The sequence below is a fragment of the Enterobacter sp. 01-M-03-SI-ECC genome (assembly GCF_047530215.1).
GTDB classification, from domain to species: Bacteria; Pseudomonadota; Gammaproteobacteria; order Enterobacterales; family Enterobacteriaceae; genus Enterobacter; species Enterobacter chengduensis.
On sequence record NZ_JBLKDA010000012.1, the window covers coordinates 1 to 24486 of the forward strand.

28 protein-coding genes and 2 tRNA genes are annotated in these 24486 nt (G+C 55.7%); 16 read left to right on the forward strand and 14 right to left on the reverse strand.

Annotated features, from left to right (window positions below; genetic code table 11):
• On the reverse strand, nt 1–89 hold an 89-nt coding region (locus tag ACMWKK_RS12590), incomplete at its 3' end, for a hypothetical protein (RefSeq protein ID WP_225526352.1).
• Nucleotides 90–346: 257 nt separating this feature from the next.
• Here ACMWKK_RS12590 and ACMWKK_RS12595 point away from each other — a divergent pair.
• The 3 genes from ACMWKK_RS12595 to ACMWKK_RS12605 all read left to right on the forward strand — a co-directional run bounded on the left by ACMWKK_RS12595 (nt 347) and on the right by ACMWKK_RS12605 (nt 1840).
• Nucleotides 347–742 (forward strand): hypothetical protein, encoded by a 396-nt coding sequence (locus ACMWKK_RS12595; protein WP_139156896.1) that lies wholly within the window; start codon nt 347–349, stop codon nt 740–742.
• 407 nt (nt 743–1149) lie between these two features.
• The gene (locus ACMWKK_RS12600; RefSeq protein ID WP_112780695.1) at nt 1150–1359 is read left to right on the forward strand and encodes a hypothetical protein; all 210 of its coding nucleotides are present in this window, start codon (nt 1150–1152) and stop codon (nt 1357–1359) included.
• A 97-nt stretch (nt 1360–1456) separates the two neighbouring features.
• Nucleotides 1457–1840 carry an RHS repeat-associated core domain-containing protein gene (locus ACMWKK_RS12605; protein ID WP_309472267.1) on the forward strand — a complete coding sequence of 128 codons (384 nt, stop codon included), beginning with the start codon at nt 1457–1459 and terminating at the stop codon, nt 1838–1840.
• Between the two features lie 91 nt (nt 1841–1931).
• Here ACMWKK_RS12605 and ACMWKK_RS12610 read toward each other — a convergent pair whose 3' ends face one another.
• Nucleotides 1932–2573, reverse strand: coding sequence for a riboflavin synthase subunit alpha (locus ACMWKK_RS12610; protein ID WP_112780697.1), 642 nt, complete (start codon nt 2571–2573; stop codon nt 1932–1934).
• A 225-nt stretch (nt 2574–2798) separates the two neighbouring features.
• Here ACMWKK_RS12610 and mdtK point away from each other — a divergent pair, with 225 nt between their 5' ends.
• The 4 genes from mdtK to ACMWKK_RS12630 all read left to right on the forward strand — a co-directional run bounded on the left by mdtK (nt 2799) and on the right by ACMWKK_RS12630 (nt 6196).
• Nucleotides 2799–4172: an MdtK family multidrug efflux MATE transporter gene (gene mdtK / locus ACMWKK_RS12615; protein WP_112780698.1), complete on the forward strand. Its 1374-nt coding sequence runs from the start codon at nt 2799–2801 to the stop codon at nt 4170–4172.
• Between the two features lie 153 nt (nt 4173–4325).
• Nucleotides 4326–4402 (forward strand) — tRNA-Val (locus tag ACMWKK_RS12620).
• 4 nt (nt 4403–4406) lie between these two features.
• Nucleotides 4407–4483, forward strand: a tRNA-Val gene (locus ACMWKK_RS12625).
• Between the two features lie 117 nt (nt 4484–4600).
• Entirely contained in the window at nt 4601–6196 is a 1596-nt protein-coding gene (locus tag ACMWKK_RS12630) for an FAD-NAD(P)-binding protein (RefSeq protein ID WP_112780699.1), read from the forward strand.
• Nucleotides 6197–6224: 28 nt separating this feature from the next.
• Here ACMWKK_RS12630 and ACMWKK_RS12635 read toward each other — a convergent pair whose 3' ends face one another.
• Both ACMWKK_RS12635 and ACMWKK_RS12640 read right to left on the reverse strand, forming a co-directional pair.
• The gene (locus ACMWKK_RS12635; RefSeq protein WP_025758321.1) at nt 6225–6860 is read right to left on the reverse strand and encodes a carbonic anhydrase; all 636 of its coding nucleotides are present in this window, start codon (nt 6858–6860) and stop codon (nt 6225–6227) included.
• 72 nt (nt 6861–6932) lie between these two features.
• Nucleotides 6933–7715, reverse strand: a complete 783-nt coding sequence (locus ACMWKK_RS12640) for an MBL fold metallo-hydrolase (protein ID WP_112780700.1) — start codon at nt 7713–7715, stop codon at nt 6933–6935.
• Nucleotides 7716–7840: 125 nt separating this feature from the next.
• Here ACMWKK_RS12640 and ACMWKK_RS12645 point away from each other — a divergent pair, with 125 nt between their 5' ends.
• The gene (locus tag ACMWKK_RS12645) at nt 7841–7981 is read left to right on the forward strand and encodes a hypothetical protein (protein WP_112780701.1); all 141 of its coding nucleotides are present in this window, start codon (nt 7841–7843) and stop codon (nt 7979–7981) included.
• A gap of 92 nt (nt 7982–8073) precedes the next feature.
• Here ACMWKK_RS12645 and ACMWKK_RS12650 read toward each other — a convergent pair whose 3' ends face one another.
• Nucleotides 8074–8241, reverse strand: coding sequence for a hypothetical protein (locus ACMWKK_RS12650; RefSeq protein WP_014831607.1), 168 nt, complete (start codon nt 8239–8241; stop codon nt 8074–8076).
• Between the two features lie 246 nt (nt 8242–8487).
• Here ACMWKK_RS12650 and ACMWKK_RS12655 point away from each other — a divergent pair, with 246 nt between their 5' ends.
• Genes ACMWKK_RS12655 through ACMWKK_RS12670 form a run of 4 tightly spaced genes read left to right on the forward strand, consistent with a single transcriptional unit; the run spans nt 8488 to nt 11582 of the window.
• Nucleotides 8488–9318 (forward strand): ABC transporter substrate-binding protein, encoded by an 831-nt coding sequence (locus ACMWKK_RS12655; protein WP_181663659.1) that lies wholly within the window; start codon nt 8488–8490, stop codon nt 9316–9318.
• Nucleotides 9319–9320: 2 nt separating this feature from the next.
• Entirely contained in the window at nt 9321–10136 is an 816-nt protein-coding gene (locus ACMWKK_RS12660) for an amino acid ABC transporter ATP-binding protein (RefSeq protein ID WP_032639958.1), read from the forward strand.
• A complete protein-coding gene (locus ACMWKK_RS12665) occupies nt 10136–10912 on the forward strand; it encodes an amino acid ABC transporter permease (protein ID WP_112780702.1) in 777 nt (258 codons plus the stop codon). Before ACMWKK_RS12660 ends, ACMWKK_RS12665 begins: the two co-directional genes overlap by 1 nt.
• Nucleotides 10896–11582 (forward strand): amino acid ABC transporter permease, encoded by a 687-nt coding sequence (locus tag ACMWKK_RS12670; protein ID WP_112780703.1) that lies wholly within the window; start codon nt 10896–10898, stop codon nt 11580–11582. Before ACMWKK_RS12665 ends, ACMWKK_RS12670 begins: the two co-directional genes overlap by 17 nt.
• On the opposite strand, the gene fumD is transcribed toward ACMWKK_RS12670, so the two are convergent.
• The 4 genes from fumD to ACMWKK_RS12690 form a co-directional block, all read right to left on the reverse strand.
• Nucleotides 11563–11772: a fumarate hydratase FumD gene (gene fumD, locus ACMWKK_RS12675; RefSeq protein WP_023343959.1), complete on the reverse strand. Its 210-nt coding sequence runs from the start codon at nt 11770–11772 to the stop codon at nt 11563–11565. The genes ACMWKK_RS12670 and fumD overlap by 20 nt on opposite strands.
• Nucleotides 11773–11882: 110 nt before the next feature.
• Nucleotides 11883–12695 carry a MetQ/NlpA family ABC transporter substrate-binding protein gene (locus ACMWKK_RS12680; protein ID WP_008500616.1) on the reverse strand — a complete coding sequence of 271 codons (813 nt, stop codon included), beginning with the start codon at nt 12693–12695 and terminating at the stop codon, nt 11883–11885.
• Nucleotides 12696–12722: 27 nt separating this feature from the next.
• Nucleotides 12723–13391: a methionine ABC transporter permease gene (locus tag ACMWKK_RS12685; protein ID WP_045327100.1), complete on the reverse strand. Its 669-nt coding sequence runs from the start codon at nt 13389–13391 to the stop codon at nt 12723–12725.
• Nucleotides 13384–14406, reverse strand: coding sequence for a methionine ABC transporter ATP-binding protein (locus ACMWKK_RS12690; protein WP_112780704.1), 1023 nt, complete (start codon nt 14404–14406; stop codon nt 13384–13386). The genes ACMWKK_RS12685 and ACMWKK_RS12690 overlap by 8 nt, the downstream gene beginning before the upstream one ends.
• 400 nt (nt 14407–14806) lie before the next feature.
• On the opposite strand from ACMWKK_RS12690, the gene ACMWKK_RS12695 reads away from it, so the two are divergent.
• The 4 genes from ACMWKK_RS12695 to lpp all read left to right on the forward strand — a co-directional run bounded on the left by ACMWKK_RS12695 (nt 14807) and on the right by lpp (nt 19670).
• Nucleotides 14807–16177 carry a pyridoxal-phosphate dependent enzyme gene (locus tag ACMWKK_RS12695; RefSeq protein ID WP_045327098.1) on the forward strand — a complete coding sequence of 457 codons (1371 nt, stop codon included), beginning with the start codon at nt 14807–14809 and terminating at the stop codon, nt 16175–16177.
• An 11-nt stretch (nt 16178–16188) separates the two neighbouring features.
• On the forward strand, nt 16189–17334 hold the full coding sequence (locus ACMWKK_RS12700) for a trans-sulfuration enzyme family protein (RefSeq protein WP_112780705.1): 1146 nt from the start codon (nt 16189–16191) through the stop codon (nt 17332–17334).
• Between the two features lie 377 nt (nt 17335–17711).
• The gene (gene pykF / locus ACMWKK_RS12705; RefSeq protein ID WP_045284943.1) at nt 17712–19124 is read left to right on the forward strand and encodes a pyruvate kinase PykF; all 1413 of its coding nucleotides are present in this window, start codon (nt 17712–17714) and stop codon (nt 19122–19124) included.
• 309 nt (nt 19125–19433) lie between these two features.
• Nucleotides 19434–19670: a murein lipoprotein Lpp gene (gene lpp / locus ACMWKK_RS12710; RefSeq protein ID WP_010430241.1), complete on the forward strand. Its 237-nt coding sequence runs from the start codon at nt 19434–19436 to the stop codon at nt 19668–19670.
• 61 nt (nt 19671–19731) lie between these two features.
• On the opposite strand, the gene ldtE is transcribed toward lpp, so the two are convergent.
• From ldtE to sufC, 5 genes are all read right to left on the reverse strand, one after another.
• Nucleotides 19732–20745, reverse strand: coding sequence for a L,D-transpeptidase LdtE (ldtE, locus tag ACMWKK_RS12715; protein ID WP_112780706.1), 1014 nt, complete (start codon nt 20743–20745; stop codon nt 19732–19734).
• A 97-nt stretch (nt 20746–20842) separates the two neighbouring features.
• Nucleotides 20843–21259 carry a cysteine desulfuration protein SufE gene (gene sufE / locus ACMWKK_RS12720; RefSeq protein WP_008500626.1) on the reverse strand — a complete coding sequence of 139 codons (417 nt, stop codon included), beginning with the start codon at nt 21257–21259 and terminating at the stop codon, nt 20843–20845.
• 14 nt (nt 21260–21273) lie between these two features.
• Nucleotides 21274–22494, reverse strand: coding sequence for a cysteine desulfurase SufS (gene sufS, locus ACMWKK_RS12725; protein WP_112780707.1), 1221 nt, complete (start codon nt 22492–22494; stop codon nt 21274–21276).
• Entirely contained in the window at nt 22491–23762 is a 1272-nt protein-coding gene (sufD, locus tag ACMWKK_RS12730; RefSeq protein ID WP_112780708.1) for a Fe-S cluster assembly protein SufD, read from the reverse strand. The genes sufS and sufD overlap by 4 nt, the downstream gene beginning before the upstream one ends.
• Nucleotides 23737–24483 carry a Fe-S cluster assembly ATPase SufC gene (sufC, locus tag ACMWKK_RS12735; protein WP_112780709.1) on the reverse strand — a complete coding sequence of 249 codons (747 nt, stop codon included), beginning with the start codon at nt 24481–24483 and terminating at the stop codon, nt 23737–23739. Before sufC ends, sufD begins: the two co-directional genes overlap by 26 nt.
• Nucleotides 24484–24486 lie beyond the last annotated feature (3 nt).

Here is a 24486-nt window from a genome sequence, read left to right on the forward strand (position 1 = left end):
TTGTAGGTGGGCCAGTTGGTGATTTTGAACTTTTGCTTTGCCACGGAACGGTCTGCGTTGTCGGGAAGATGCGTGATCTGATCCTTCAACTCAGCAAAAGTTCGATTTATTCAACAAAGCCCCGAATATGCACAATATAAGGCAAAATATTACATTCCTGATACCGTGAGATTAACCTCTCAAGAATAGTTGAGAGGCTTACAGGCTGCCCTAGATTCAGCTACAACGGGTGGTATAAAATATGATGCGCTAATGAATGTTGGTGGCTGGGAGTTAAAATTATCTCCGCCTCGCCAGTCAGGTGACTTACCTGCTGTTATGCATGCAAATCCGATGGGGTAGATATATGTTGTTTATGATTAGGGAACCGTTGACGGTAACATTAGATGAAGTTGATCTTGATGATCATATCCCGTCAATTAAATTTAAACTCCACGTAGCAGTAAGTTGTTTATCATATTCTTTAAATTATGACGGAAATGTCTGGATAACATGCAAGGCGTTGGATGATTTTATTTTATCCATCAAAAATAACGATGATACGTTATCTCTGTTAGATATTGATGGTAATGTTTTACTTTGCCTGAGTAGATTAAAAAATAATCATTACACCCTATCACTAAATGATATAAAAAAATCTGGTGATACGTCTGAAATATCAGTATGTTATTCTGTTGAGATATCTCAGGATGTATTAGAAGTTATAAAAAGTGGATTTTTAAATTATCCTATATGGTGGTGATTTTATAAAAAAGCTGGAAAGATCTTCTCATCTTCCCGGCTTTTTTATTATTTAATCTCCGTTCAATACACTAAACATTCCGTTTTTAATTCCCTTAACCACCTGTTTAGCCTGATAAAGCTGCTCGCGCAGCTCCTGTACCTCGTTACCGTCCGCCATCAGCACAATACACCCCTCCGAAACTTGAGGTGTTCTGGAGAACCGGGATCAGACGCTGGAAGTTGGCAAGGAAGAGTATTATCTATAATTGACATTCAGCACCCATCATCTCTGAATTTAAGATTCCCCGCAGGAAATGAGTTTGGTGCAAACTCTCAATGGTTGCCGGGTGGTAGGTTGCCTACAGGCATGCCAGAGGGCGTTGTAGACAGTATTCCCAAGGGCTCATACACAGAAAGGAAATATTGATGCCAATAATTATTTCAGAACCATATAACTACGAAATTATCGAAGATAATGTTGGCAGGCACATTAATGTAATGTGTGGTAGCTCCGCACTATTTGAAGTAAAGATACCATTAAGCTTGAGTAAAAGCATGGAGCTTATTCAGGACAAGAATAAGTTAAATTATTTTTTGAAACAAGTAAGAGACAATCCCCAAAAATATATAAAATAATTTTTATGTTGTCGAAGTGAATGTTTTAATACCGAATATGCTGCCATTATGGACAAGTATAAATGCCAGCACAGACTAAACCGTTGATGGCCAGCTGGTGGACTCTGCGAGGAAAACGGTCTGGCGGGCACAGCGGCTCGCCTGGGGTAACCTCACGGACGAGGCCTGGCTGGCTGAGGGGGCAGATAACTGCCTGCGCCTGCCGGGCCAGTATGAAGATCGCGAGACCGGGCTCTTTTACAATCTGCACCGTTACTACGACCCGTGCCACGGACGGTATATCACGCCTGACCCGGTGGGGCTGGCGGGTGGACTGAACGGGTATGCGTATGCGAATGGGGATCCGGTTGGATGGGTTGATCCGCTGGGGCTGAAGGGGATGCCGGGTTGGGACCAGTCAACCGGAGGCGACAGAGATCCTGAGCCTGTAATAGCATATCGCGAACTCACCGAAGAAGATATATATTGTAGAGCGGTTTAATATAGCTAAAGTAAAACACAGTAATATAGAGCGAGAATGAATGCTGATCACCTTGGGTGACCAGCATTACGGGTATGCCGGGGTTATTTTTTTATTCTTCTTCTACGCTCTTTATTATTGCGGCTTCTTTTGCCGCCAGAACGCGCTCAACCGTATCCACCACCGCCTGGGTTTGCGGATCGATTTCGATATTCACGCGATGCCCCAGCTTTTTCGCGCCAAGCGTAGTACGCTGCAGCGTTTCAGGAATTAAATGCACGCAAAAACGCGTTGGGGTCACTTCCCCCACCGTCAGGCTAATCCCGTCAATGCCAATAAATCCTTTGTAGAGGATGTATTTCATTAATGACGGATCCTGCATTTTAAACCAGATTTGACGGTTATTTTCCGAGGTGACGATTTTCGCCACTTCAGCGGTGGTCATGATGTGCCCCGACATCAGATGGCCGCCAATCTCATCGCTGAACTTCGCCGCGCGTTCAACGTTGACGGTATCGCCCACCGCCAGCTCGCCCAGGTTGGTGATGCGCAGCGTCTCTTTCATTAAATCAAAGCTAATCTGGTTGCCGTTAATTTCGGTCACGGTCAGGCAGCAGCCGTTATGCGCGATCGACGCGCCGGTTTCGATGCCATCAAGCATATATTCCGGCAGCTCTACAACATGCGTACGGAAATTAGGTTTTTCATCAATGGACACCACTTTGGCAGTGCCCTGTACAATACCAGTAAACATGCTTACAACTCCTGTTTTTTCCGGACGGTGGTAACACCGTTTAATCCCACCACAATAACAGTTGGAAAAAGAGGTTGCCAGCGGAGCGCATTTTCTGGCGATTTTTTCACTAGATAAATAGCTAAAGCCCGCTACAATAGCTGGCACCCCCCTGCATCTTCTTCTTGCTGCCCGTTTCGGCGGCTTTTTTAGTCTTTCAAATAATTACAAAATAAAGGTGTTCACGTGCAGAAGTACATGAATGAAGCGCGCCAGTTATTGGCACTGGCTATACCCGTGATCGTCGCGCAAGTGGCCCAGACCGCAATGGGATTTGTGGATACGGTAATGGCAGGCGGCTACAGCGCCACCGACATGGCGGCGGTGGCCATCGGCACGTCAATCTGGCTTCCGGCCATCCTGTTCGGCCACGGTTTGCTGCTCGCGCTCACTCCGGTAATCGCTCAGCTCAACGGTTCGGGCCGCCGCGAGCGCATTGCCCATCAGGTGCGTCAGGGTTTCTGGCTGGCCGGGTTTGTCTCCGTGCTGATCATGGTCGTGCTCTGGAACGCGGGCCACATCATTCGCGCTATGCATAACATTGATCCTGCTCTGGCGGATAAAGCCGTGGGCTATCTGCGCGCGCTGCTGTGGGGCGCGCCGGGCTATCTCTTTTTCCAGGTGGCGCGTAACCAGTGTGAGGGTCTGGCGAAAACCAAGCCCGGCATGGTGATGGGCTTTATCGGTTTGCTGGTCAACATTCCGGTGAACTATGTCTTTATTTACGGTCATTTCGGAATGCCGGAGCTGGGCGGCGTTGGCTGCGGCGTGGCAACAGCCGCCGTTTACTGGGTGATGTTCTTCGCGATGATCGCTTTTGTAAAACGCGCCCGTTCCATGCGCGATATTCGCAACGAGAACAGGTTCAGCACGCCGGACTGGAACATCATGACGCGTCTGGTGCAGCTAGGGCTGCCGATTGCCCTCGCGCTGTTCTTTGAGGTGACCCTGTTTGCCGTCGTCGCCCTGCTGGTCTCACCGCTGGGCATTGTGAACGTGGCCGGTCACCAGATTGCCCTCAACTTCAGCTCCCTGATGTTCGTCCTGCCCATGTCGCTGGCCGCGGCGGTCACGATTCGCGTGGGCTTCCGCCTGGGCCAGGGCTCAACGCTGGATGCGCAAACGGCCGCCCGCACCGGGCTGGGCGTCGGCGTCTGCATGGCGGTCTGCACGGCGCTCTTTACCGTTGCCCTACGCGAGCAGATTGCCCTGCTCTACAACGACAACCCGGAGGTGGTCGCGCTGGCTTCGCACCTGATGCTGCTGGCCGCGATTTACCAAATTTCTGACTCCATTCAGGTGATTGGCAGCGGCGTGCTTCGCGGATATAAAGACACGCGCTCCATCTTCTTTATCACCTTCATCGCCTACTGGGTGCTGGGTCTGCCGTGTGGCTATATTCTGGCGTTGACCGATCTGGTGGTTGACCGCATGGGGCCTGCCGGGTTCTGGATGGGCTTTATCATCGGCCTGACGTCGGCGGCAATTATGATGATGATGCGCATGCGCTTCCTGCAGCGCCAGCCATCAACGATCATTTTGCAACGCGCTGCACGTTAAATACGCAGTAGCCGCCGCCCGGCGGCTACTTTCTCTTCACTTTGCGCGGTAATACAGCAATCGCGTGAAATCAGAGAGAAAATTGCATTTTCCCTCTTGCCACCTCGATGCTGTGCCGCTAATATTCGTCCCCGTTGTCACCGACAACACGTTGCGTTCATAGCTCAGTTGGTTAGAGCACCACCTTGACATGGTGGGGGTCGTTGGTTCGAGTCCAATTGAACGCACCATTCTGCGTCCGTAGCTCAGTTGGTTAGAGCACCACCTTGACATGGTGGGGGTCGGTGGTTCGAGTCCACTCGGACGCACCATTTCAGTCCTGAAATGGTGCAAATCATCTTCTGATATCCTGAATTTTCCTAATCCTTCATTTTTATCACTGTTCTCCTGCTACGCTTTCCTCATGGAAAAAAACAGGAAGACCGTCGATGAAGAAAATCGCCATTATCGGTTCCGGCCCAACAGGGATTTATACCTTTTACGCGCTTCTGAACAACCCGCAGCCGCTTGCCATCTCCGTGTTTGAACAAGCTGATGAAGCGGGCGTAGGCATGCCCTATAACGACGACGATAACTCGCGTCTGATGCTGGCAAATATCGCGAGCATTGAAATCCCGCCGATTTTTATGACCTACCTCGACTGGCTTAAGGGCCAGAGCGACGCCCATCTTGCGCGCTTTAAGGTTGATAAAGCCCGCCTGCATGACCGGCAGTTCCTCCCCCGCCTCCTGCTGGGCGAGTATTTTCGCGACAGCTTCCGATCTATCGTAAAAGAGGCGAAAAAGCGGGGATTTCAGGTTGATGTTCATGAAGCCGCCCGGGTCACCGATATCGCGCCCGACAAAGAAGGCGTCACGCTCTCCGTCAACGGCAGCGCCTTTCCTGAACGCTTCGACCTTGCGGCGATCGCCACCGGCCACGTCTGGCCAGAAGAGGATGAAGCCACGCGAACGTTCTTCCCAAGCCCCTGGTCCGGCCTGATGGATGCCAGTATTCCTCCCTGCCGCGTTGGCATTATGGGGACATCCCTGAGCGGTCTCGACGCGGCGATGGCGGTCGTGATGCAGCACGGTGCCTTTCGCGACGATAGGTTCGTGCTGGATAAAGGCAGCGACGCGCTGAAGATTGTCCTGATCTCCCGGACGGGCATACTGCCGGAAGCTGATTTTTACTGCCCTATTCCTTACGAACCGTTGTCGGTGTTGACCGAACGCGTGGTCGAAAGCGAGATTGCCAAAGGATCGGATGGCCTGCTCGACCGCATCTTCACCCTGATGGTCAAAGAGCTGCAGCTTGCCGACCCGACGTGGTGCGAGAAAATTTCGCTGCATACGCTTAACGCGGACAGCATTCGTGAGGCCTGGTTTGAGGATCGTAAACGGCACGGCCCCTTCACCTGGGCAGAAGATAACCTGAATGAAGTGGAGAAAAATAAGCGCGAGCGCCGCACCGTGGCCTGGCGCTATACCGTGCTTCGGCTGCATGAAGTGGTCCAGGCGATCGTGCCCCATCTTGACGAGCGAGACGCCAGGCGCTTCAAACACGGGCTGGCGCGGGTATTTATCGATAACTATGCGGCCATTCCTCCGCAGTCGATCCGCAGGCTGCTCGCGCTTCGCGAAGCCGGCATCATTAGCGTAGCGGCGCTCGGAGACGATTACACGCTGGATATTGGCAGCGATCGAACGGTGATCACCACAAAAGAGACCGCTTACCGTTTCGACGTTTTTATTGACGCGCGCGGGCAAAAGCCGCTCAAAACGAGAGATCTACCCTTTCCGACGCTGCGTAAACAGCTGGAGGCCACGGGCGAAGAGATACCCGACGTCGGCGAAGATTATACCCTGAACGCGCCTGACGCCGTTCGCGGGCGCATCGCCTTCGGCGCAATACCGTGGCTGATGCACGATCGTCCCTTCGTTCAGGGGCTGGCGGAGTGTGCGGAAATTGCGAAAGCCATGGCGAAGGCGGCGGAAAGACCCGCGTCGGGATTGCGGCGGAGATTAACGTATACGGAGGACTGACAGGGCTTCCATGCCCTGCTGTTGCGGATTACTCGAAGAAGACTTCCGGGTTTTCAGACAGCGAAACGAAGGTTTTCGTGCCTTTATCCAGCGCGAGAATTTCGCCGCTTTCAATGTCGTACACCCAGCCGTGCAGGCGGATGGAATTATTACGCAGGCCCACCGCAACGGACGGATGGGTCTTAATGTTGCTCAGCTGCGCAAACACGTTCTCCTGCACCATCGCGTTGACCTTATCGATCGGTTTATCCCAGGTTTTCTTCTCTACCACGGCTTTCGCCGCGTCGGAGTAGCGCAGCCAGTGTGACACGGCCGGCATCGGCTCCAGGTTTGCGTTATCGGCAATCGCCTTCATTGCACCGCAGTTGGAGTGACCGCAAATCACGATATCCGTGACGCCCAGCGCTACAACGGCGTATTCGATGGTTGCGGACACGCCGCCTGGCTCCGGACCGAACGGCGGCACAATGTTGCCAGCATTACGAATGACAAAGAGTTGTCCCGGCTCCTGCTGGGTGACCAGTTCCGGGACCAGACGGCTGTCGGAGCATGAGATGAACAGCGCTTTGGGATTCTGGCTGGACGCTAAACTGCGGAAGAGTTCTTTACGTTGCGGGAAAATCTCTTTTTGAAAGCTGAGAAAACCTTCAATGATATGTTGCATAGCAATGTCTCTTTTATCTGTTTTCGTTTAGGTATGATCGCGATCACACTCGTAAAGTTTACCCACCGCGCTTCACTTCAGACAAGCAATATATTTCTGGCCCGACCGCTGCACAATCTCGTCCGCGCTGGCGAGGATGTTCTGCCCTTCGAACGCGCCGTAAAGACGTTCAAACGATCTGCCTTCCAGATGACTCACGACCGACGCCACGGCGCGGGCCGGGAGCGGCAGATAGTTCGGGTAGCTCCACATAAACGACACGGCGTCTTTACCCGGCGTGACCTGCAAAATATCGCCCACCAGCAATACCCCGCCCTCCTCCTGCCAGTGCAGCACCGTTCCGCCGGCAAAATGACCGCCCAAACGCAGCAGGGTGACCGACGGGAAAATCTCCAGCGCATCTCCCTCCCAGAAATGAATGGCCGGGCTGCGGCGCATCACCCACTCTCTGTCGCTGGCGTGCAGATAGACAGGCGCATCAAACGCCGCGGCCCATTCCTGCATGGTGGTGTAATAGTGCGGATGGGAAATCGCTATCGCGCTGATGCCGCCGAGGGCGGCGATGAGCGTTTTGGTTGCGGGATCGAGGTTGGCGATGCAGTCCCAGAGAATATTGCCGTGGGACGTTTGCAGCAGCAGCGCCCGCTGGTTGATGGCAAACGCCGGAACCGTTTTGATCCCGAACAGCCGCGGCGCCAGCAGCTGCCATTTGTTGGTATGCGTGGCGGTAACGGTGTCGAGTTCGGTCCACGCCTGGCCCGTGGCGGGCACATACTGGCGTTCATCCTCGCAAACAGGGCAGCTGTCCGGCTGCGCATCGTAGGCGGTTCCACAGGTTTTACAGAGGGTAATCATGTGCGCTCCTCAGCGATAAAGCACTGAGTATGGCAGGGATTATCCTTATGTGCTGCGAGGTACATTGCCGGCTTTTTTTGCCCTATACTGTGCCAGTATCAAAAACTGAACAGAGCAGGTGCCACATGGAAATTGATCTCGATAACTTAGTCTTCAGCGGTCTGGATGAAGCAGAAGAGCGTAATGCGGAACGTCTGGACGACGCGGATAAAAAAGCCCAGGCGCTTGTCGCCGACGACGACTGCGGCGATGCCTGCAAAATCTAATAAAAAAGCACCGGGAAACCGGTGCTTTTTTATTTCACTCTTTAAACGTCACGCACAGCTCATTCCAGTACATTTCGCGCGTGCGGCGCAGTTCAGCGTGACGTTTTATCATGGAACCACTCCGGGTCAATGTTCGCAACGTCCACGCCATACAGGCTGGCGACGGGCAGGATTGACTCAAGAACACGTTGCGCGCTGTTCTCCGCATTCACTGGTCGGGTCGCAAAAAACCGCCGTAACGTGCTGATCCATTTTTTCATCGTCTTACCCTCTCTCGCCGTGTCTGATCTCAGTTAAACACCCAAACGTCGCGCGGGTGAAATACCAAAATCCACTGTTGATGTGCAGGATCTGCAAATAGCGCCCTGTCCTTTTTTACTCTTCATTAACACCTTGTTCACTAATGCTTTTTTGCTCATAGCTAAGAACGATTTCTTATTTGGCGATAGCTTTCCCTTATGGGAGCGTAGCGGGGTAAAACAAAAACAACGGGATGGCGGATGACTATGGCAGCAAAAATGAAAGGGTTTAACAAACGGGCACTGGTTCTGGGATTACTGGCGGCGGGCAGCCTGCTTTCAGTACAGGCGCAGGCCGATCAGCTGGCGGATATTAAGGCAGCAGGTGTGGTGAAAGTGGCCACCTTTGACGCCAACCCGCCGTTTGGCTCGATTGATGCTAAAACGCATGAAATCGTGGGTTATGACGTGGACTTTGCCAGGGCGCTGGCCAAATCGCTCGGCGTGAAGCTTGAGCTGGTTGCCACCAATCCGGCCAACCGTATTCCTCTTCTGCAGTCCGGGAAAGCCGATCTGATCGTGGCGGATATCACTATCACCCCGGAACGCGCACAGGTGATTGATTTCTCAACGCCTTACTTCGTCACCGGCCAACAGTTCCTGGTGCCGGCGAAATCACCGGACAAGCTTGATGACTATAGCCGGGCGCGCATTGGCGCGGTCAAAGGCACAACGGGCGAGCAGGCGCTGCACCAGCGTTTCCCGCAGTCCCGCGTGCTCTCTTATGACGATATTCCCCTGGCGCTGACGGCGCTGCGCAATGGCAACGTACAGGCCATCACTCAGGACAGCACCATTCTGGCCGGCCTGCTGGCGCAGGCACCGGACAAAGCCAACTTCAAAATCCTGCCCGATCTGCTCAGTAAAGAAGAGATTGGCGTGGGGGTGAAAAAAGGGGAAACCGCGCTGCTGAAGGCCGTTAACGACGAGCTGATTAATCTTGAGAAGAGCGGTCAGGCGGCAAAAATCTACGACGTCTGGTTTGGTCCAGGCACCCCAGCACCACAGCCTCGCGCCTTTAAAATAGAAGCCAGATAATTATGCTCTCAGGTTTATTTTCACACTCCGCGGCCGGTGCCGCGGATTTTTCACATCTGGAACAGGCCAGCGTCGAATTTCGTCATGTGGAGAAACGCTACGGCGACCATCAGGTTTTAAACGACATTAATCTCACCATCACGCCGGGGGAAGTGGTTGCTATCCTCGGCCCGTCGGGATCCGGAAAATCTACCCTGATCCGCCTTATTAACCAGCTTGAAACCCTGAGCGGCGGGGAGATCCTGGTCGACAACAAGCCTACCGGAACGCTTTCCGGGACCGGGCTGCGTCAGCTGCGCAGCCGCGTGGGATTTGTGTTCCAGCAGTTCAATCTCTACGCCCATCTCACCGCCAGCCAGAACATCACCCTGGCCCTGGAACACGTTCACGGCTGGAAGCCACAGCCCGCCCACGAGCGTGCGCTGGCCCTGCTGGAGAAGGTCGGCATGCTGGAAAAAGCTCACCATTTCCCGGCAGAGCTTTCTGGTGGACAGCAGCAGCGCGTGGCGATTGCCCGCGCCCTGGCCTCTTCACCGCAAATCATCCTGTTCGATGAACCCACCTCCGCGTTGGATCCGGAGATGATTGGTGAAGTGCTGTACGTAATGAAAGCCCTCGCCCACAGCGGGATCACCATGATTGTCGTGACCCACGAGATGCAGTTTGCCCGGGAAATTGCCGACCGGATTGTTTTTATCGACGGCGGGCAAATTCTGGAAACCGCGCCACCGGCACAGTTTTTCAGTCAGCCATCGCATCCGCGCGCGCAGCGGTTCCTGCAAAAAGTGCTCGACCCGCTGCATCAGGAGCATCCGTAATGCCCGCGCTCGACTGGCAGGGAGTACTGACCGGACAGCCTCTGCAGTGGATACTCTCCGGATTTCTCACCACCCTGTGGGTAACGCTTGCCGGGATGATGCTGGCCAGCCTGCTCGCCCTGCTCTTTATGCTCCTGCGCCTTTCCGGCGGACGACTCGGGAACGCGGTCGTCAGCGGCTGGGTGTCGCTGTTTCGCAATACGCCGCTGCTGGTGCAGCTTCTGTTCTGGTATTTTGCCGCCTGGAACGGGCTGCCGCAGGCGTTTCGCGACGTGGTCAACGCGGATCACAGCTGGTCCATTTTGCCCGGCGACGTCTGGTGGTTTACGCCCGAATTTTTATGTTCTGCCTGGGGGCTGGGCGTGTTTACCTCGGCGTTTTTAATCGAAGAGGTGGAGTCGGGGTTACGCTCCGTGCCTGCCGGACAGCGGGAGGCGGCGCTCGCTCAGGGTTTCTCCGCGTGGCGTCTGTTTCGTTACATCCTGCTGCCGCAGGGGCTTGCCAACGCCTGGCAGCCGGTCGTGGGCCAGTACCTCAATCTGATGAAGCTCTCCTCGCTCGCCAGCGGGATTGGCTTTGCCGAGCTGACCTATCAGGTCAGGCAGATTGAGAGCTATAACGCGCACGCGCTGGAGGCCTTTACCCTTGGTACCGCACTCTACCTGCTGACCGGCCTGGTCATGGGGATGGTGCTGGTTCGCCTTGGACCTCAGGCGAAACGTCAGCGTCCAAACGTCGCCAACACAGGGAGTGAAAAACATGATTGCCGGACTTAACGTCATTACCGATAACCTCGATTATCTGCTGTGGGGACGCGCGGCAACGGGTGAACCGGGTGGCGTGTTGCTCTCCTTAATGATGGCGGCCGGGGCCGCCGTCATCGCGCTGCCCGGAGGGATAGTGCTCGCGTGTCTGGCCTGGCGTTTTACCGGGCTTGTGCGAAAAGCCCTCTTTTTGTGGGCAGAGCTGATTCGCGGGATCCCGCTCATCTTCGTGATTTTCTGGATGTGGTATCTCCTGCCGCTTATGACCGGAGGCGATCTGCCGGGGGCGCTGACCGTCACGCTGGCGCTGGCCTGGTTTACCGCGGCAACCGTGATGCACTCGGTGCTCGCCGGGCTTAACGCGCTGCCGTCCGGGCAGCACGAGGCGGCGCTGTCTCAGGGGTTCAGCACCCGGCAAATCCTCTTGCGCGTGCTGCTGCCGCAGGCGCTGAGGAATATTCTGCCGTCTCTGGTGGGGATTTTTATCAGCCTGCTGAAGGATACGTCGCTGGCGTTTATCGTCAACGTCCCGGAGCTGACCACGGTGGCGGGACAGGTCAACAACCGGGTGCAAATCTACCCGGCGGCCATTTTTATCTTTACGGGCGTGGTCTACTACCTGCTCTGCTGCTCGCTCGAGCAGCTTGCAAAACGCTGGCACCTTACCCGGCCAGCGCTTTAACCACCGTTTCCATTGCCTCGGTTGTCAATGCACTGCGTTTCACGCGCTGGTTCGCCAGCGCGGTACGCAGTACCCCGGCAATGACAATATGCTTTGGCTCCTGCCCTAAATCACGCATCTCAAGCACCACCTTTCCGACCACCCGGCACATCTCCTGATACAGCGCTTCATCTTTGGTCACGTTACCCATCGTCATCACTCCATTGCCTAGTAAACGTTGAGCTTAAATGATTCTCCTGCCGGATACAAAAAAGAAGCCCGGCGAGAGACTCGCCGGGCTTCATCAGTAAAATCAGTAAATTAGTTATTTACCGGGATGACCGCGCCTTTGTACTTGGTGCGGATCCAGTCCTGAATCTCTTTGGAGTGCAGCACGTTCACCAGCGCGACAATATCTTTCTTCTTCTCGTCACCGCGATGCACGGTAATGATGTTGGCGTACGGGTTATTTTCACCGCTCTCAACCGCAATCGGGTCGTGAACCGGATCCAGACCCGCGTCAATGGCGTAGTTGGCGTTAATGACCACCGCGTCGCCTTCGTTGTTGTTGTACATCTGCGGCAGCAGGGACGCTTCCACGTTAGGCGTAAACTTCAGCTTTTTCGGGTTCTCAACGATGTCGCTGATGCGCGCGGTCACTTTATCAATGCCCGGCTTCAGCTTGATCACGCCCTCTTTCTCAAAGATGGAGAGAATGCGCCCCTCTTCAGAAACCGCGTCACGCATGATGATTTTGCCCCCTTCCGGCAGGTCTTTCAGCGACTTGTATTTTTTAGAGTAGATGCCGATAGGCTCAATGTGGATCGCGCCTGCACTGACGAAGTCGTAGTCTTTATCGCCCGCATGATCCTTCAGCACGCTGTTCAGGTAAGGAATGTGCTGGAAATAGTTCGCGTCGATGTCATGACCCGCCAGGGCGGTGTTCGGCAGAATATAGTCCTGGAACGGTTTGATTTCCAGGTCGATACCCTGCTTCGCCAGAATCGGCTTTGCCTGCTCCAGAATTTCCGCATGCGGCGTGTTAGATGCGCCAACGGTCAGCGTGTCGGCCCAGGAGGCAAAGCTCAGGGCGCTCAGGGTTGCGGCGGCGATCAGTGTCAGTGTTTTTTTCATGATGGGGTTCCTGTGTGTTTTTAGAGATTATCTTTTGTCTAACAATGAAGTAATGACATCGCCGCAGAACTGGATAATGAAAACGATGATCAGAATGGTCACCGTTGCCACCAGCGTGACGTCACCATGGTTGCGCTGGAATCCTTCCAGATAAGCCAGATTTCCCAAACCACCGGCGCCAATCACCCCGGCCATTGCGCTGTAGCTCACCAGCGCAATCAGCGTCACCGTAATACCCGATACCAGTGCAGGTGATGATTCCGGCAGTAAAACCCGAAACACGAGCGTGCTCAGCCGTGCGCCCATCGAGCGCGTCGCTTCTATCACGCCTTTATCCACTTCACGCAGGGCGATTTCCACCAGGCGTGCGTAGAACGGTGCGGCGCCGACAATCAGCGCCGGCAGCGCCGCGTTGGCCCCAAGAATGGTGCCAACGACGGTCTTGGTGAACGGGATCAGCAGGACAATCAGAATGATGAACGGAATCGAGCGGAACACGTTCACCACGATCGAAATGACGCTGTAGACCGTGCGGTTGTGGAACAGCCCGCCGCGCGCGGTTAAAAACAGCGCCAGACCCAGCACGATGCCCAGGATAAAGGTCGCCACGCCGGAAAGCGCGGTCATGTACAGCGTCTCCAGCGTCGCCGCCCAGAGCTGATCCCACTTGAGGTGCGGAAAGAGATTCTCAGCCATGTTTAATTACCTCGCCTTCAATATCGCTGTGCTGCAGGTCGGCGAGGATATTGTTCAGTTGTTCATCAGATGCCACGACGTGGACCCAGAGTTGCCCGAAAACGCCGTGGGCGGTTTGCGTCATTTTCCCGTGGAGGATGTTAAACGGCAGGCCGTAGCGCAGGGTCAGTTCACCCACGATCGGCTTATGCGTGCTGTGCCCGGTAAAGGTCAGCCTGATGACCGTACCTTCCAGATCGTTTGCCAGCTCGGTATTGAAGGTTTCTTCCTCGGCGTACTGGCTTACCTGGCGGACAAACTGCTGGGTAATCGGCTGCTGCGGGTGGGTAAAGACGCTCAGCACGTCGCCCTCTTCCACCACTTTACCGTTCTCCATCACCGCCACGCGGTCGCAGATTTTGCGCACCACGTGCATCTCGTGGGTGATCAGCACGATGGTGAGCCTGAAGCGGCGGTTAATATCCAGCAGCAGATCGAGTATCTGATCGGTGGTCTGCGGATCAAGCGCGGAGGTGGCTTCATCGCACAGCAGCACGTCAGGATTGTTCGCCAGGGCACGGGCAATACCAACGCGCTGCTTTTGCCCGCCGCTCAGCTGGGACGGGTACGCATTCTCACGCCCCTTCAGGCCAACCAGCTCCACCAGCTCCGCAACGCGGGCGGTGATTTTTGCTTTCGGCACGCTGGCAATCTGCATCGAGAACGCAATGTTTTCGCTCACCGTGCGCGACCACAGCAGGTTGAAGTGCTGAAACACCATGCTGATCTTCAGGCGGGCCTGACGCAGCGCTTCGCCTTTTGCCGCCGAAATGTCCTGTCCGTTAATGGTGACGCTGCCGCTGCTCGGTTTTTCCAGACCGTTGAGCAGACGAATCAGCGTGCTTTTACCTGCCCCGCTGTAACCGATAATCCCGTAAATTTGTCCCTGTGCTATCGTCAAATTGACGTTATCAACGGCAGTGAGTGCCACCTTTCCGTTGTCAAAAATCTTCGAAATATTGCTCAGTACAATCATTCTTATTCGTTATCCGTGCCGCCCTTGGCGGTTTAGCAGTATGGATGTCCAAACGATAGTAAACAGGCGTTATCAGCTTTTAAATGAACAAAAAAGAATTTGTTATAACTTTCGGAAATAAATGGCGGATTTACAGGGGGTAAAGCATTTAGACCAATTTCAGCAATGATTATCTGCCGGATGCATATCTGCCGGCTGATACGCGCGAAAAACGGTCATTTTTGCAGCATTTCGTGCCGATATAGCCATCCTCACATCCAGACAACTTTACGTCTTGCTATCCTGCCATCCATAAATGGCATTTATATTCTTTTTTGTTCTAAACCGCAGTGAATGGTTCTTTATTGCGAAAATTTCACCGCCCTATCATCCCGTCATGACATCCAGAAAGGAAAACATCATGACGATTTATCACTCCGTCACCGAACTGATTGGTCGTACCCCGCTTATTCAGCTGCACAAGCTTGATACCGGTCCCTGCTCGCTGTTTCTGAAGCTGGAAAACCAAAATCCGGGCGGTTCGATTAAGGATCGCGTTGCGCTGTCGATGATTAACGAAGCGGAGCGCACCGGCCAGCTGCAGCCGGGCGGCACGATTATTGAGGCCACGGCGGGCAATACCGGCCTCGGCCTGGCCCTGATCGCCGCCCAGAAAGGCTACTCGCTGATCCTGGTGGTGCCGGACAAAATGAGTCGCGAGAAGATTTTCCACCTGCGCGCGCTGGGTGCTCAGGTGGTGCTGACCCGCTCCGACGTCAACAAGGGCCATCCCGCCTATTACCAGGATTACGCCCAGCGTCTGGCGAACGAACTGCCCGGCGCGTTTTACATCGACCAGTTCAACAACGAAGCCAACCCGCTGGCGCACCGCACCACCACGGCGCCGGAACTCTATGAACAGCTCGACGGCAAGATCGACGCCATCGTGGTGGGCGTCGGCTCAGGCGGTACGCTGGGCGGCCTGCAGGCGTGGTTCGCCGAGCACTCTCCGCACACGGAGTTTGTGCTGGCTGACCCGGCCGGATCTGTTCTGGCCGACCAGGTAGAGACCGGACGCTACCACGACGCGGGCTCGTGGCTGGTTGAGGGGATTGGCGAAGACTTTATTCCCCCTCTGGCCCATATCGAAGGGGTGAATCGCGCCTGGCGCATCACCGACCGTGAAGCCTTCACCACCGCGAGGGATCTGCTGAAAACGGAAGGCATTCTGGCAGGTTCCTCCAGCGGAACGCTGCTGGCGGCGGCCCTGAAGTATTGCCAGGCGCAGACCACGCCGAAACGCGTGGTGACCTTCGCCTGCGACAGCGGAAATAAATATCTCTCGAAGATGTTCAACGATGACTGGATGCGCCAGCAGGGGCTCATCACGCGCCCTCAGGCCGGCGATCTCTCCGACTACATCGCTCTGCGCCACGATGAAGGTGCCACCGTGACCGCCGCCCCGGACGACACGCTTTCCACCGTACTGGCACGCATGCGCCTGTACGACATCTCCCAGCTGCCGGTGCTGGATAACGGCAAGGTGGTGGGCATTATCGACGAGTGGGATCTCCTGCGGCATATCGGCGGCGACGGCGATCGCTTCGCGCTCCCGGTGACGGCAGCCATGACGCGTCAGGTCGAGTTTCTTGATAAACGAGCCCCGGAGAGCGCCCTGCACGCCATCTTCGACCGCGGCCTGGTGGCCGTGATTAATGACAACGACCGTTTTCTCGGTCTGATTACGCGCAGCGACGTTCTGACCGCCTGGCGCAACCGTCTTCAGCAATAAAGGAACAGATGATGAAAAACCTGGCCACCCTGAGCGTACACAGCGGCGAGTTTAACGACCAGCACGGCGCCGTCATGCCGCCGATTTACGCCACCTCGACGTTTGCGCAACCGTCACCCGGCGAGCATACCGGCTATGAGTATTCCCGCAGCGGCAACCCCACCCGCCATGCGCTGGAAACCGCCATTGCCGAACTGGAAGGCGGCACGCGCGGCTACGCCTTCGCCTCCGGGCTCGCGGCTATCTCAACGGTGCTCGAACTGCTGGATAAAGACAGCCACATCGTCGCCATTGATGACGTTTACGGCGGGACGTATCGCCTGATTGAAAACGTGCGCAAGCGCAGCACCGGCCTGCAGGTCAGCTGGGTTAAACCGGACGATTTAGCCGGGCTTGAGGCCGCCATCCGCCCGGATACCCGTATGGTCTGGGTCGAAACGCCAACCAACCCGCTGCTGAAGTTAGCCGATCTGGCGGCCATCGCGGCGATTGCCCGTCGTCATAACGTCATCAGCGTGGCGGATAACACCTTCGCATCGCCGGTGATCCACCGTCCGCTGGAGTCCGGTTTCGATATCGTGGTGCACTCCGCCACCAAATACCTGAACGGACATTCCGACGTGGTGGCCGGACTGGCGATTGTCGGAGATAACCCCGCGCTGGCGGACAGGCTCGGCTATCTGCAGAACGCGGTGGGCGGCGTCCTGGATCCGTTCAGCAGCTTCCTGACCCTGCGCGGTATTCGCACGCTCTCGCTAAGGGTCGAAAAGCACAGCAGCAACGCGCTGGCGATTGCGCAATGGCTGGCGCAGCATCCTCTGGTGGAAAAGGTGTTCTATCCCGGCCTGGAATCGCATCCGCAGTATCAGCTTGCCCGCACGCAGATGGCGCTGCCCGGTGGGATGATTTCCGTGGTGGTAAAAGGCGATGCGCAACGCGCCACGGAGGTGATCCGCAGCCTGAAGTTGTTCACCCTCGCGGAAAGCCTGGGCGGCGTGGAAAGTCTGGTGAGCCAGCCTTACAGCATGACGCACGCGTCAATTCCGCTGGAGCAGCGGCTGGCAAACGGCATTGTGCCGCAGCTGATCCGTCTGTCCGTGGGGATTGAGGATCCCAAAGACCTGATTGCCGACCTCAGTCAGGCGCTGCAAAAATAAGCAATTTGCGGCAGGTCAATCCCCTGCCGCCATAAGTTGTCATCATGGCTTAACGCCTTGATAACAATATTATGTGAAACTGCACAGATTATTTCTGAAACACCGTTTCCATTTTCCTTTTATCCTAAAATCAGCGTATAATGCGCGCCAAATCCCTGGTGAATGGTTTCAGCGCTTGGAATACAAAAAACAACGTACAACTTCTCCTCTCCTTCGTTGGGCTGTCACTCAGGCACACTTTCTTCTGCACGCTCATTTGATGTCTCCTATCCTTAGTGCGTGTCATATACTCTTTTGCAACACAGGTTTGACTCCGCGGCGGTGCGCCCCCGGAGCGAGATTTCCATATCCTTCCCAACTTAAAGACTAAGACTGTCATGAAAAAGACGAAAATTGTTTGTACTATCGGCCCGAAAACCGAATCTGAAGAGATGCTGAGCAAAATGCTGGACGCCGGCATGAACGTGATGCGTCTGAACTTCTCCCACGGCGATTACGCTGAACACGGCCAGCGCATCCAGAACTTGCGCAACGTGATGAGCAAGACCGGTAAAAAAGCCGCCATCCTGCTGGATACCAAAGGTCCTGAAATCCGTACCATCAAGCTGGAAGGCGGCAACGACGTCTCTCTGAAAGCGGGTCAGACCTTCACCTTCACTACCGACAAATCCGTTGTGGGTAACAGCGAAATCGTTGCCGTGACCTACGAAGGCTTCACCAGCGATCTGTCCGTCGGCAACACCGTGCTGGTCGACGATGGTCTGATCGGTATGGAAGTCACCGCGATCGAAGGTAACAAGGTTATCTGTAAAGTGCTGAACAACGGCGACCTGGGCGAAAACAAAGGCGTTAACCTGCCGGGCGTTTCTATCGCGCTGCCAGCACTGGCTGAAAAAGACAAACAGGACCTGATCTTCGGTTGCGAACAGGGCGTTGACTTCGTTGCAGCGTCCTTCATCCGTAAGCGTTCCGACGTGGTTGAGATCCGTGAGCACCTGAAAGCGCACGGCGGCGAGAAGATCCAGATCATCTCCAAAATCGAAAACCAGGAAGGCCTGAACAACTTCGACGAAATCCTCGAAGCGTCTGACGGCATCATGGTTGCACGTGGTGACCTGGGCGTTGAAATCCCGGTTGAAGAAGTGATCTTCGCGCAGAAGATGATGATCGAGAAGTGTGTGCGCGCGCGTAAAGTGGTTATCACCGCCACGCAGATGCTGGACTCCATGATCAAAAACCCACGCCCAACCCGCGCAGAAGCAGGCGATGTGGCTAACGCCATCCTCGACGGCACCGATGCCGTTATGCTGTCCGGCGAATCCGCCAAAGGGAAATATCCGCTGGAAGCGGTCGGCATCATGGCGACCATCTGCGAACGTACCGACCGCGTGATGACCAGCCGTCTGGACTTCAACAACGACAGCCGCAAGCTGCGCATCACCGAAGCAGTCTGCCGCGGTGCGGTAGAAACCGCTGAGAAACTGGAAGCACCGCTGATTGTGGTTGCAACTCAGGGCGGTAAATCTGCACGTGCAGTGCGTAAATACTTCCCGGATGCCACTATCCTGGCCCTGACCACCAACGAAACCACCGCGCGTCAGCTGGTGCTGAGCAAAGGCGTTGTGGCCCACCTGGTCAAAGAGATCGCCTCTACTGACGATTTCTACATTCAGGGTAAAGCGCTGGCTCTGGAAAGCGGTCTGGCACAGAAAGGCGACGTTGTGGTGATGGTTTCAGGTGCGCTGGTACCAAGCGGAACGACCAATACGGCATCCGTTCACGTGCTGTAATAATTCAGGAACGCATTAATTTTGATAAAAAGCGCCCAATGGGCGCTTTTTTTATTCCCGGCATTAGCCAAAGTCATTCAGATTGCAAATCGGGTTTTTCTATTTAATTGCGAATTATCTAAGATGAATCCGATGATAAATGCCTTTTTTTACATAGATTTTTGCTCAAAAAGGGCCGATTCGATGCTTCTTTGAGCGAACGATCAAAAATAGGTGTATTCCCATCAAAAAAATATTCTCAACCCAAAAAACTTTGTGTAATACTTGTAACGCTACATGGAGATTAACTCAATCTAGAGGGTATTAATAATGAATCGTACTAAACTGGTACTGGGCGCGGTAATCCTGGGTTCTACTCTGCTGGCTGGTTGCTCCAGCAACGCTAAAATCGATCAGCTGTCTTCTGACGTTCAGACTCTGAACGCTAAAGTTGACCAGCTGAGCAACGACGTGAACGCAATCCGTTCCGACGTTCAGGCTGCTAAAGACGACGCAGCTCGCGCTAACCAGCGTCTGGACAACCAGGCTACTAAATACCGTAAGTAATAGTACCTGTTAATAAAATGGCGCACATTGTGCGCCATTTTTTTTTGCCTGCATTACACGGCTACTGCGTCACCTTCTCCCCTTCCTCTTCCGCTACCGCGGCAGATACGCGACTGTTCTGCACCGACAATACGCTATTGCTGGCCGACGGGCTGCTGCCGGACGACACGACAACCGGGATCCCGGCACGACGTGACAGGGCTTTCTCAATCAGTGCCTTATCGCTTCCCGCCTGAGAAACAAAGGTCGCAAAGTCTGCGGAATGGGTAATGGGCGAGACCTGCGGGTTTTCTCCCTCAACCTGCGCCAGCGGGCGGTGGACCTCAATATAGCGCTTCCCATCCGGCTCCACGGAAAACTTCACCGGTTCATTGATAATCTGCACCCGCGTGCCCACCCGCACCTGTTCGAACAGGGCTTTAATGTCCGGGGCATTCATCCGCATACAGCCCGAGCTGACCCGCAGGCCAACGCTGTCCGGCGCGCTGGTGCCGTGGATAAGATATTCCCCATTGCCCACGCCTAAACGCAGCGCAAAGCGTCCCAGCGGGTTGTTTGGCCCAGCAGGCACAACTGGCGGCAGCTTAATTCCCTGCTCGAGAGAGCGAGCGCGAATGCCTGGCGTGGGTGTCCAGGTCGGGTTAGGGATTTTCTGGCTCACGCGCGTGGTCGTCACCGGCGTTTCCAGCCCCAGCTGGCCAATGCCGAGCGGGAAAACCTGAACGATGTTTTCTCCCGGCGGGAAGTAGTAGAGCCGCAGCTCTGCGAGGTTCACCACTATACCCTCGCGCGGCGTGTCCGGCAGCAGCATCTGCGATGGAATGGTAATAACGGTTCCCGGCGCGGGGTTGACCGGCGCAATGGTATTGTTGGTTTCCAGAATCACCTGCGCCGCCGTGTTAAACCGGCGGGCAATGGTCTGCAGCTTGTTATCCCCTTCCTGTATCGTGTAGGTTTGATTTTGCCCAATCAGGCGACTGCCTGCGGGCGGCAGCGGATAGTCCATCGCGCGGGCCGAATTAAGGGCACCGAGCGAACTGAGGAGTAAAAGAGTGATGAGAGACGCGCGCTTCATGCTGAGATTCCTTATTCACTGACAGAACGCCAGAAAGCTGAAAAACCAGCGAGGCGGGAACCACCTCGCGAAACAGAATGAATGCTGTTCTGTAAGTCTAGCTAAGGATTGCAGCTTTGGCGCGAATGGCGCGAATCATCGCTTCCAGCCCCTGGGAACGGGACGGGGTGAGGTGTTGGGTCAGGGCCATTTTTTCAAACCACGGGCGGACATCGAACGCGACAATATCCTGCGCCGACATCTGCTGGTAAAGGCTAAAGACGACCGCAATAAGCCCTTTAACAATGGCCGCATCGCTGTCGCCGCGTAATTCGATAGTGCCGTCATCCGACTGCGCCATCACAATCCACACCTGGCTCTGACAGCCCTGAATGCTATTCTCCGGGCTATGCGCCTCTTCACCGAGCGGGGGCAGGCGCTGTCCCAGCTCAATGATATACAGATACTTCTCTTCCCAGTTTGCGCAACGCGAGAAGTTGCGCAGCAGTTTATCTTTGTCCGGCAGTTCCGCCATCGTATGCCTCTCCGTTAGCCCAGCAGCTGGTGAATGCGCTTAAGCCCCGCCACCAGCCTGTCGACCTCTTCCGTTGTGTTGTACATCACCAGCGACGCGCGGCACATGGCCGGTACCTGGTAAAACGCCATCAGCGGCATGGCGCAGTGGTGCCCGGTACGGACCGCCACGCCGTAATTATCGAGGAAACTGCCCACGTCATAGGCGTGATGCTTCCCAAGATTAAACGCAATCACGCCTTGCCGGTTAGCAGGCCCGTAGAGGGTCAGATCCGGTACGCTGGCAAGCTCCGCCAGCGCATAGTGCATCAGCAGCTGTTCGTACTCCTGAATGGCGTCAAGGCCGATTGCAGAGACGTAAGAGACCGCCGCGCCCAGGCCGATAATCCCGCCGGTGTTGGGCGTGCCCGCCTCAAAACGCCACGGCGCGCGGGCATAGGTGGTGCCTTCCGTCAGGCTGACGGTGGCGATCATCGACCCGCCCCCTTCCCACGGCGGCATCGCCTGCAGGATGTCTTCCTTCACGTACAGCACGCCAATCCCGGTCGGCCCGTAAAGCTTATGGCCTGAGAACACGTAGAAATCGCAGTCCAGCGCCTGGACGTCAACCGCGTGGTGCATCACCGCCTGGGCGCCGTCAATCAGCACCTTTGCGCCCGCCCGATGGGATTTTGTGACGATCTCTGCCACCGGGTTTTCCGTCCCCAGCACGTTGGAGACCTGGGTAACCGCCACCAGCCGCGTGCGGTCATCCAGCAGCGCGTCAAGCTGCTCGAGCTGCAGCGTCCCGTCGGCATTCAGCGGGATCACCCGAAGCTGCGCCCCCACGCGCTCGCAGAGCATCTGCCACGGCACGATGTTGGCGTGGTGCTCCATCTGGGTGATGATGATGTTATCCCCCGCGTGGACCTGCGCGTTGCCCCAGCTGTTGGCAACCAGGTTGATCCCTTCGGTGGTTCCGCGCACGAAGACCAGCTCTTCAGGTGAACGGGCATTGAGGAAGGCGGCCAGCTGCGTGCGCACGTTTTCCATCCGCTGGGTCGCCTCGGCGCTCAGGGTATGAATACCGCGGTGCACGGCGGCGTAGCCGTGGCGATAGAACTCGGCCTCCGCATCCACCACCTGATTCGGCTTCTGGGCGCTTGCAGCGCTGTCCAGATAGGCCAGCGGAAGACCGTTCACTTCACGGGTCAGAACCGGAAAATCTGCCCGCACTTTCTCGACGGGAAAACTCATGCTTTGCCTCCAGGCAGACGCTGACCGATTCGCGCCAGCACCTGCTGTTTTAACTCGCCATCGTGCAGCGCTTCCGTCAGTTCGGCGGCAAACGCATAAATAATCATTTTCTGCGCCGCCTGCTGGTCGATGCCGCGGGAACGCAGGTAGAACATCTGCTCGTCGTCGATGCGCCCGACCGTCGCGCCGTGGCTGCACTTCACATCGTCGGCGTAGATCTCCAGCTGCGGCTTAGTGTCCACTTCCGCCAGGCGCCCCAGCAGCAGATTGTTGTTGGTCATCTGCCCGTCAGTTTTAATGGCGTGCTGCGCCACGTTGATCAGGCCGTTAAATACCGCGCGGCCTCTGTCGCTGACGATGGTTTTGTGCAGCTGGCGGCTGTTGCAGTAGCCCTTGTTGTGCTCCAGCCAGGTGCGCGTGTCGCAGACCTCTGACTTGACCGGCATCGCCAGGCTGTTGATGCGCAGCGTGGTGTTTTCACCGTTAAGCTGCGTGCTGGTGTTGTGGCGCAGCACCGCTCCGCCGAGCAGAAAGCTATGGCTGTACGCCGCGGCGTCCTGACCCAGAATAATGTCGTTATGGGCAAAGTGATGGCTCTGCGCATTCTCAAACGCCAGCTTGACGTGGTGAAGTTGGGCATTAGCCGCCACGTTCATCGTCAGGCGCGACCCGGTAAAGTGACGGGTATCGTTGAGGCTGACGTAATGTTCGATAACCGTGGCCTCCGCCCCCTCCGCCAGCTCAAGATGGTGGCGATAGTGCGCGGTGTTGATTTCGTCGCCGTCCAGACCCTGGGTGACGTGCATCAGCACCAGCGCTTTCGCCGGACGCTGGTTCCGCTTCACGCGGATGTGCGTCACGCTGCGGGCCAGGCTTTCGGTCAGGTGCAGGAAAACTTCGGGCTGAACCGGGGCGCTCAGGGACTGGCGATCGTCGTTGACCTCCACCTCAAATCCGCTCGCCTCGGGAGCGTCGCTCAGATCCGGACGGTATTCGCCGTCGACAAACACCAGGCGCACGGCATCCACGCGCAGAGCAAGCGCGTCGCGCTGCGCAGGCGAGAGATCCGCCAGACGGGTCACAAACTCGGCGTTCAGCAGGCCATCAAGCGGGGTATATTTCCAGTTCTCATGCTTGCGCGTCGGCAGGCCGAGACGCAGCATCTGCTGCAGATGCTGTTGCGCCTGCTCGGAGCGCGTGCCGCCCTGGGCTTCAAACAGCCTGTGCCACTGCTGGAGCGCATTACTGCTGTTCGGTAAGCCAGCCATACCCCTGCTCCTCCAGTTGTTTAACCAGCGTGAAATCACCGGATTTCACAATTCGCCCCTGGTAAAGCACGTGGACGTAATCCGGCTTGATGTAGTCCAGAATGCGCTGGTAGTGGGTGACGATAATGAACGAGCGCCTGCCATCGCGCAGGGCGTTCACCCCGTCAGCAACAATCTTCAGGGCATCAATATCCAGACCGGAGTCGGTCTCATCCAGAATGCACAGCTCGGGCTCCAGAACCGCCATCTGCAGGATGTCGTTACGCTTCTTCTCCCCGCCGGAAAAACCCACGTTTACCGAACGGGTCAGCAGATCTTCCGGCATTTTGAGCAGCTTAATCTTCTCTTCCATCAGGTCCTGGAAGTCGAAGCGATCCAGCGCCTCCAGCCCGCGATATTTGCGCACCGCGTTCAGCGCCGTCTGGAGGAAGAACTGGTTGCTGACGCCCGGAATTTCTACCGGGTACTGGAAGGCCATAAAGATGCCCTCTCCCGCGCGATCTTCCGGCGACATCTCCAGCAGGTTTTTCCCGTTAAACTCGACCGAGCCGTGGGTCACCTCGTAATCTTCGCGGCCCGCCAGCGTTGCAGAAAGCGTACTTTTCCCGGAACCGTTCGGCCCCATGATGGCGTGGACTTCGCCCGGCTTGACGTCAAAATTGAGGCCACGCAGGATGGCTTTATCTTCTACGCTAACCTGTAAATCTTTAATGCTTAACATGTG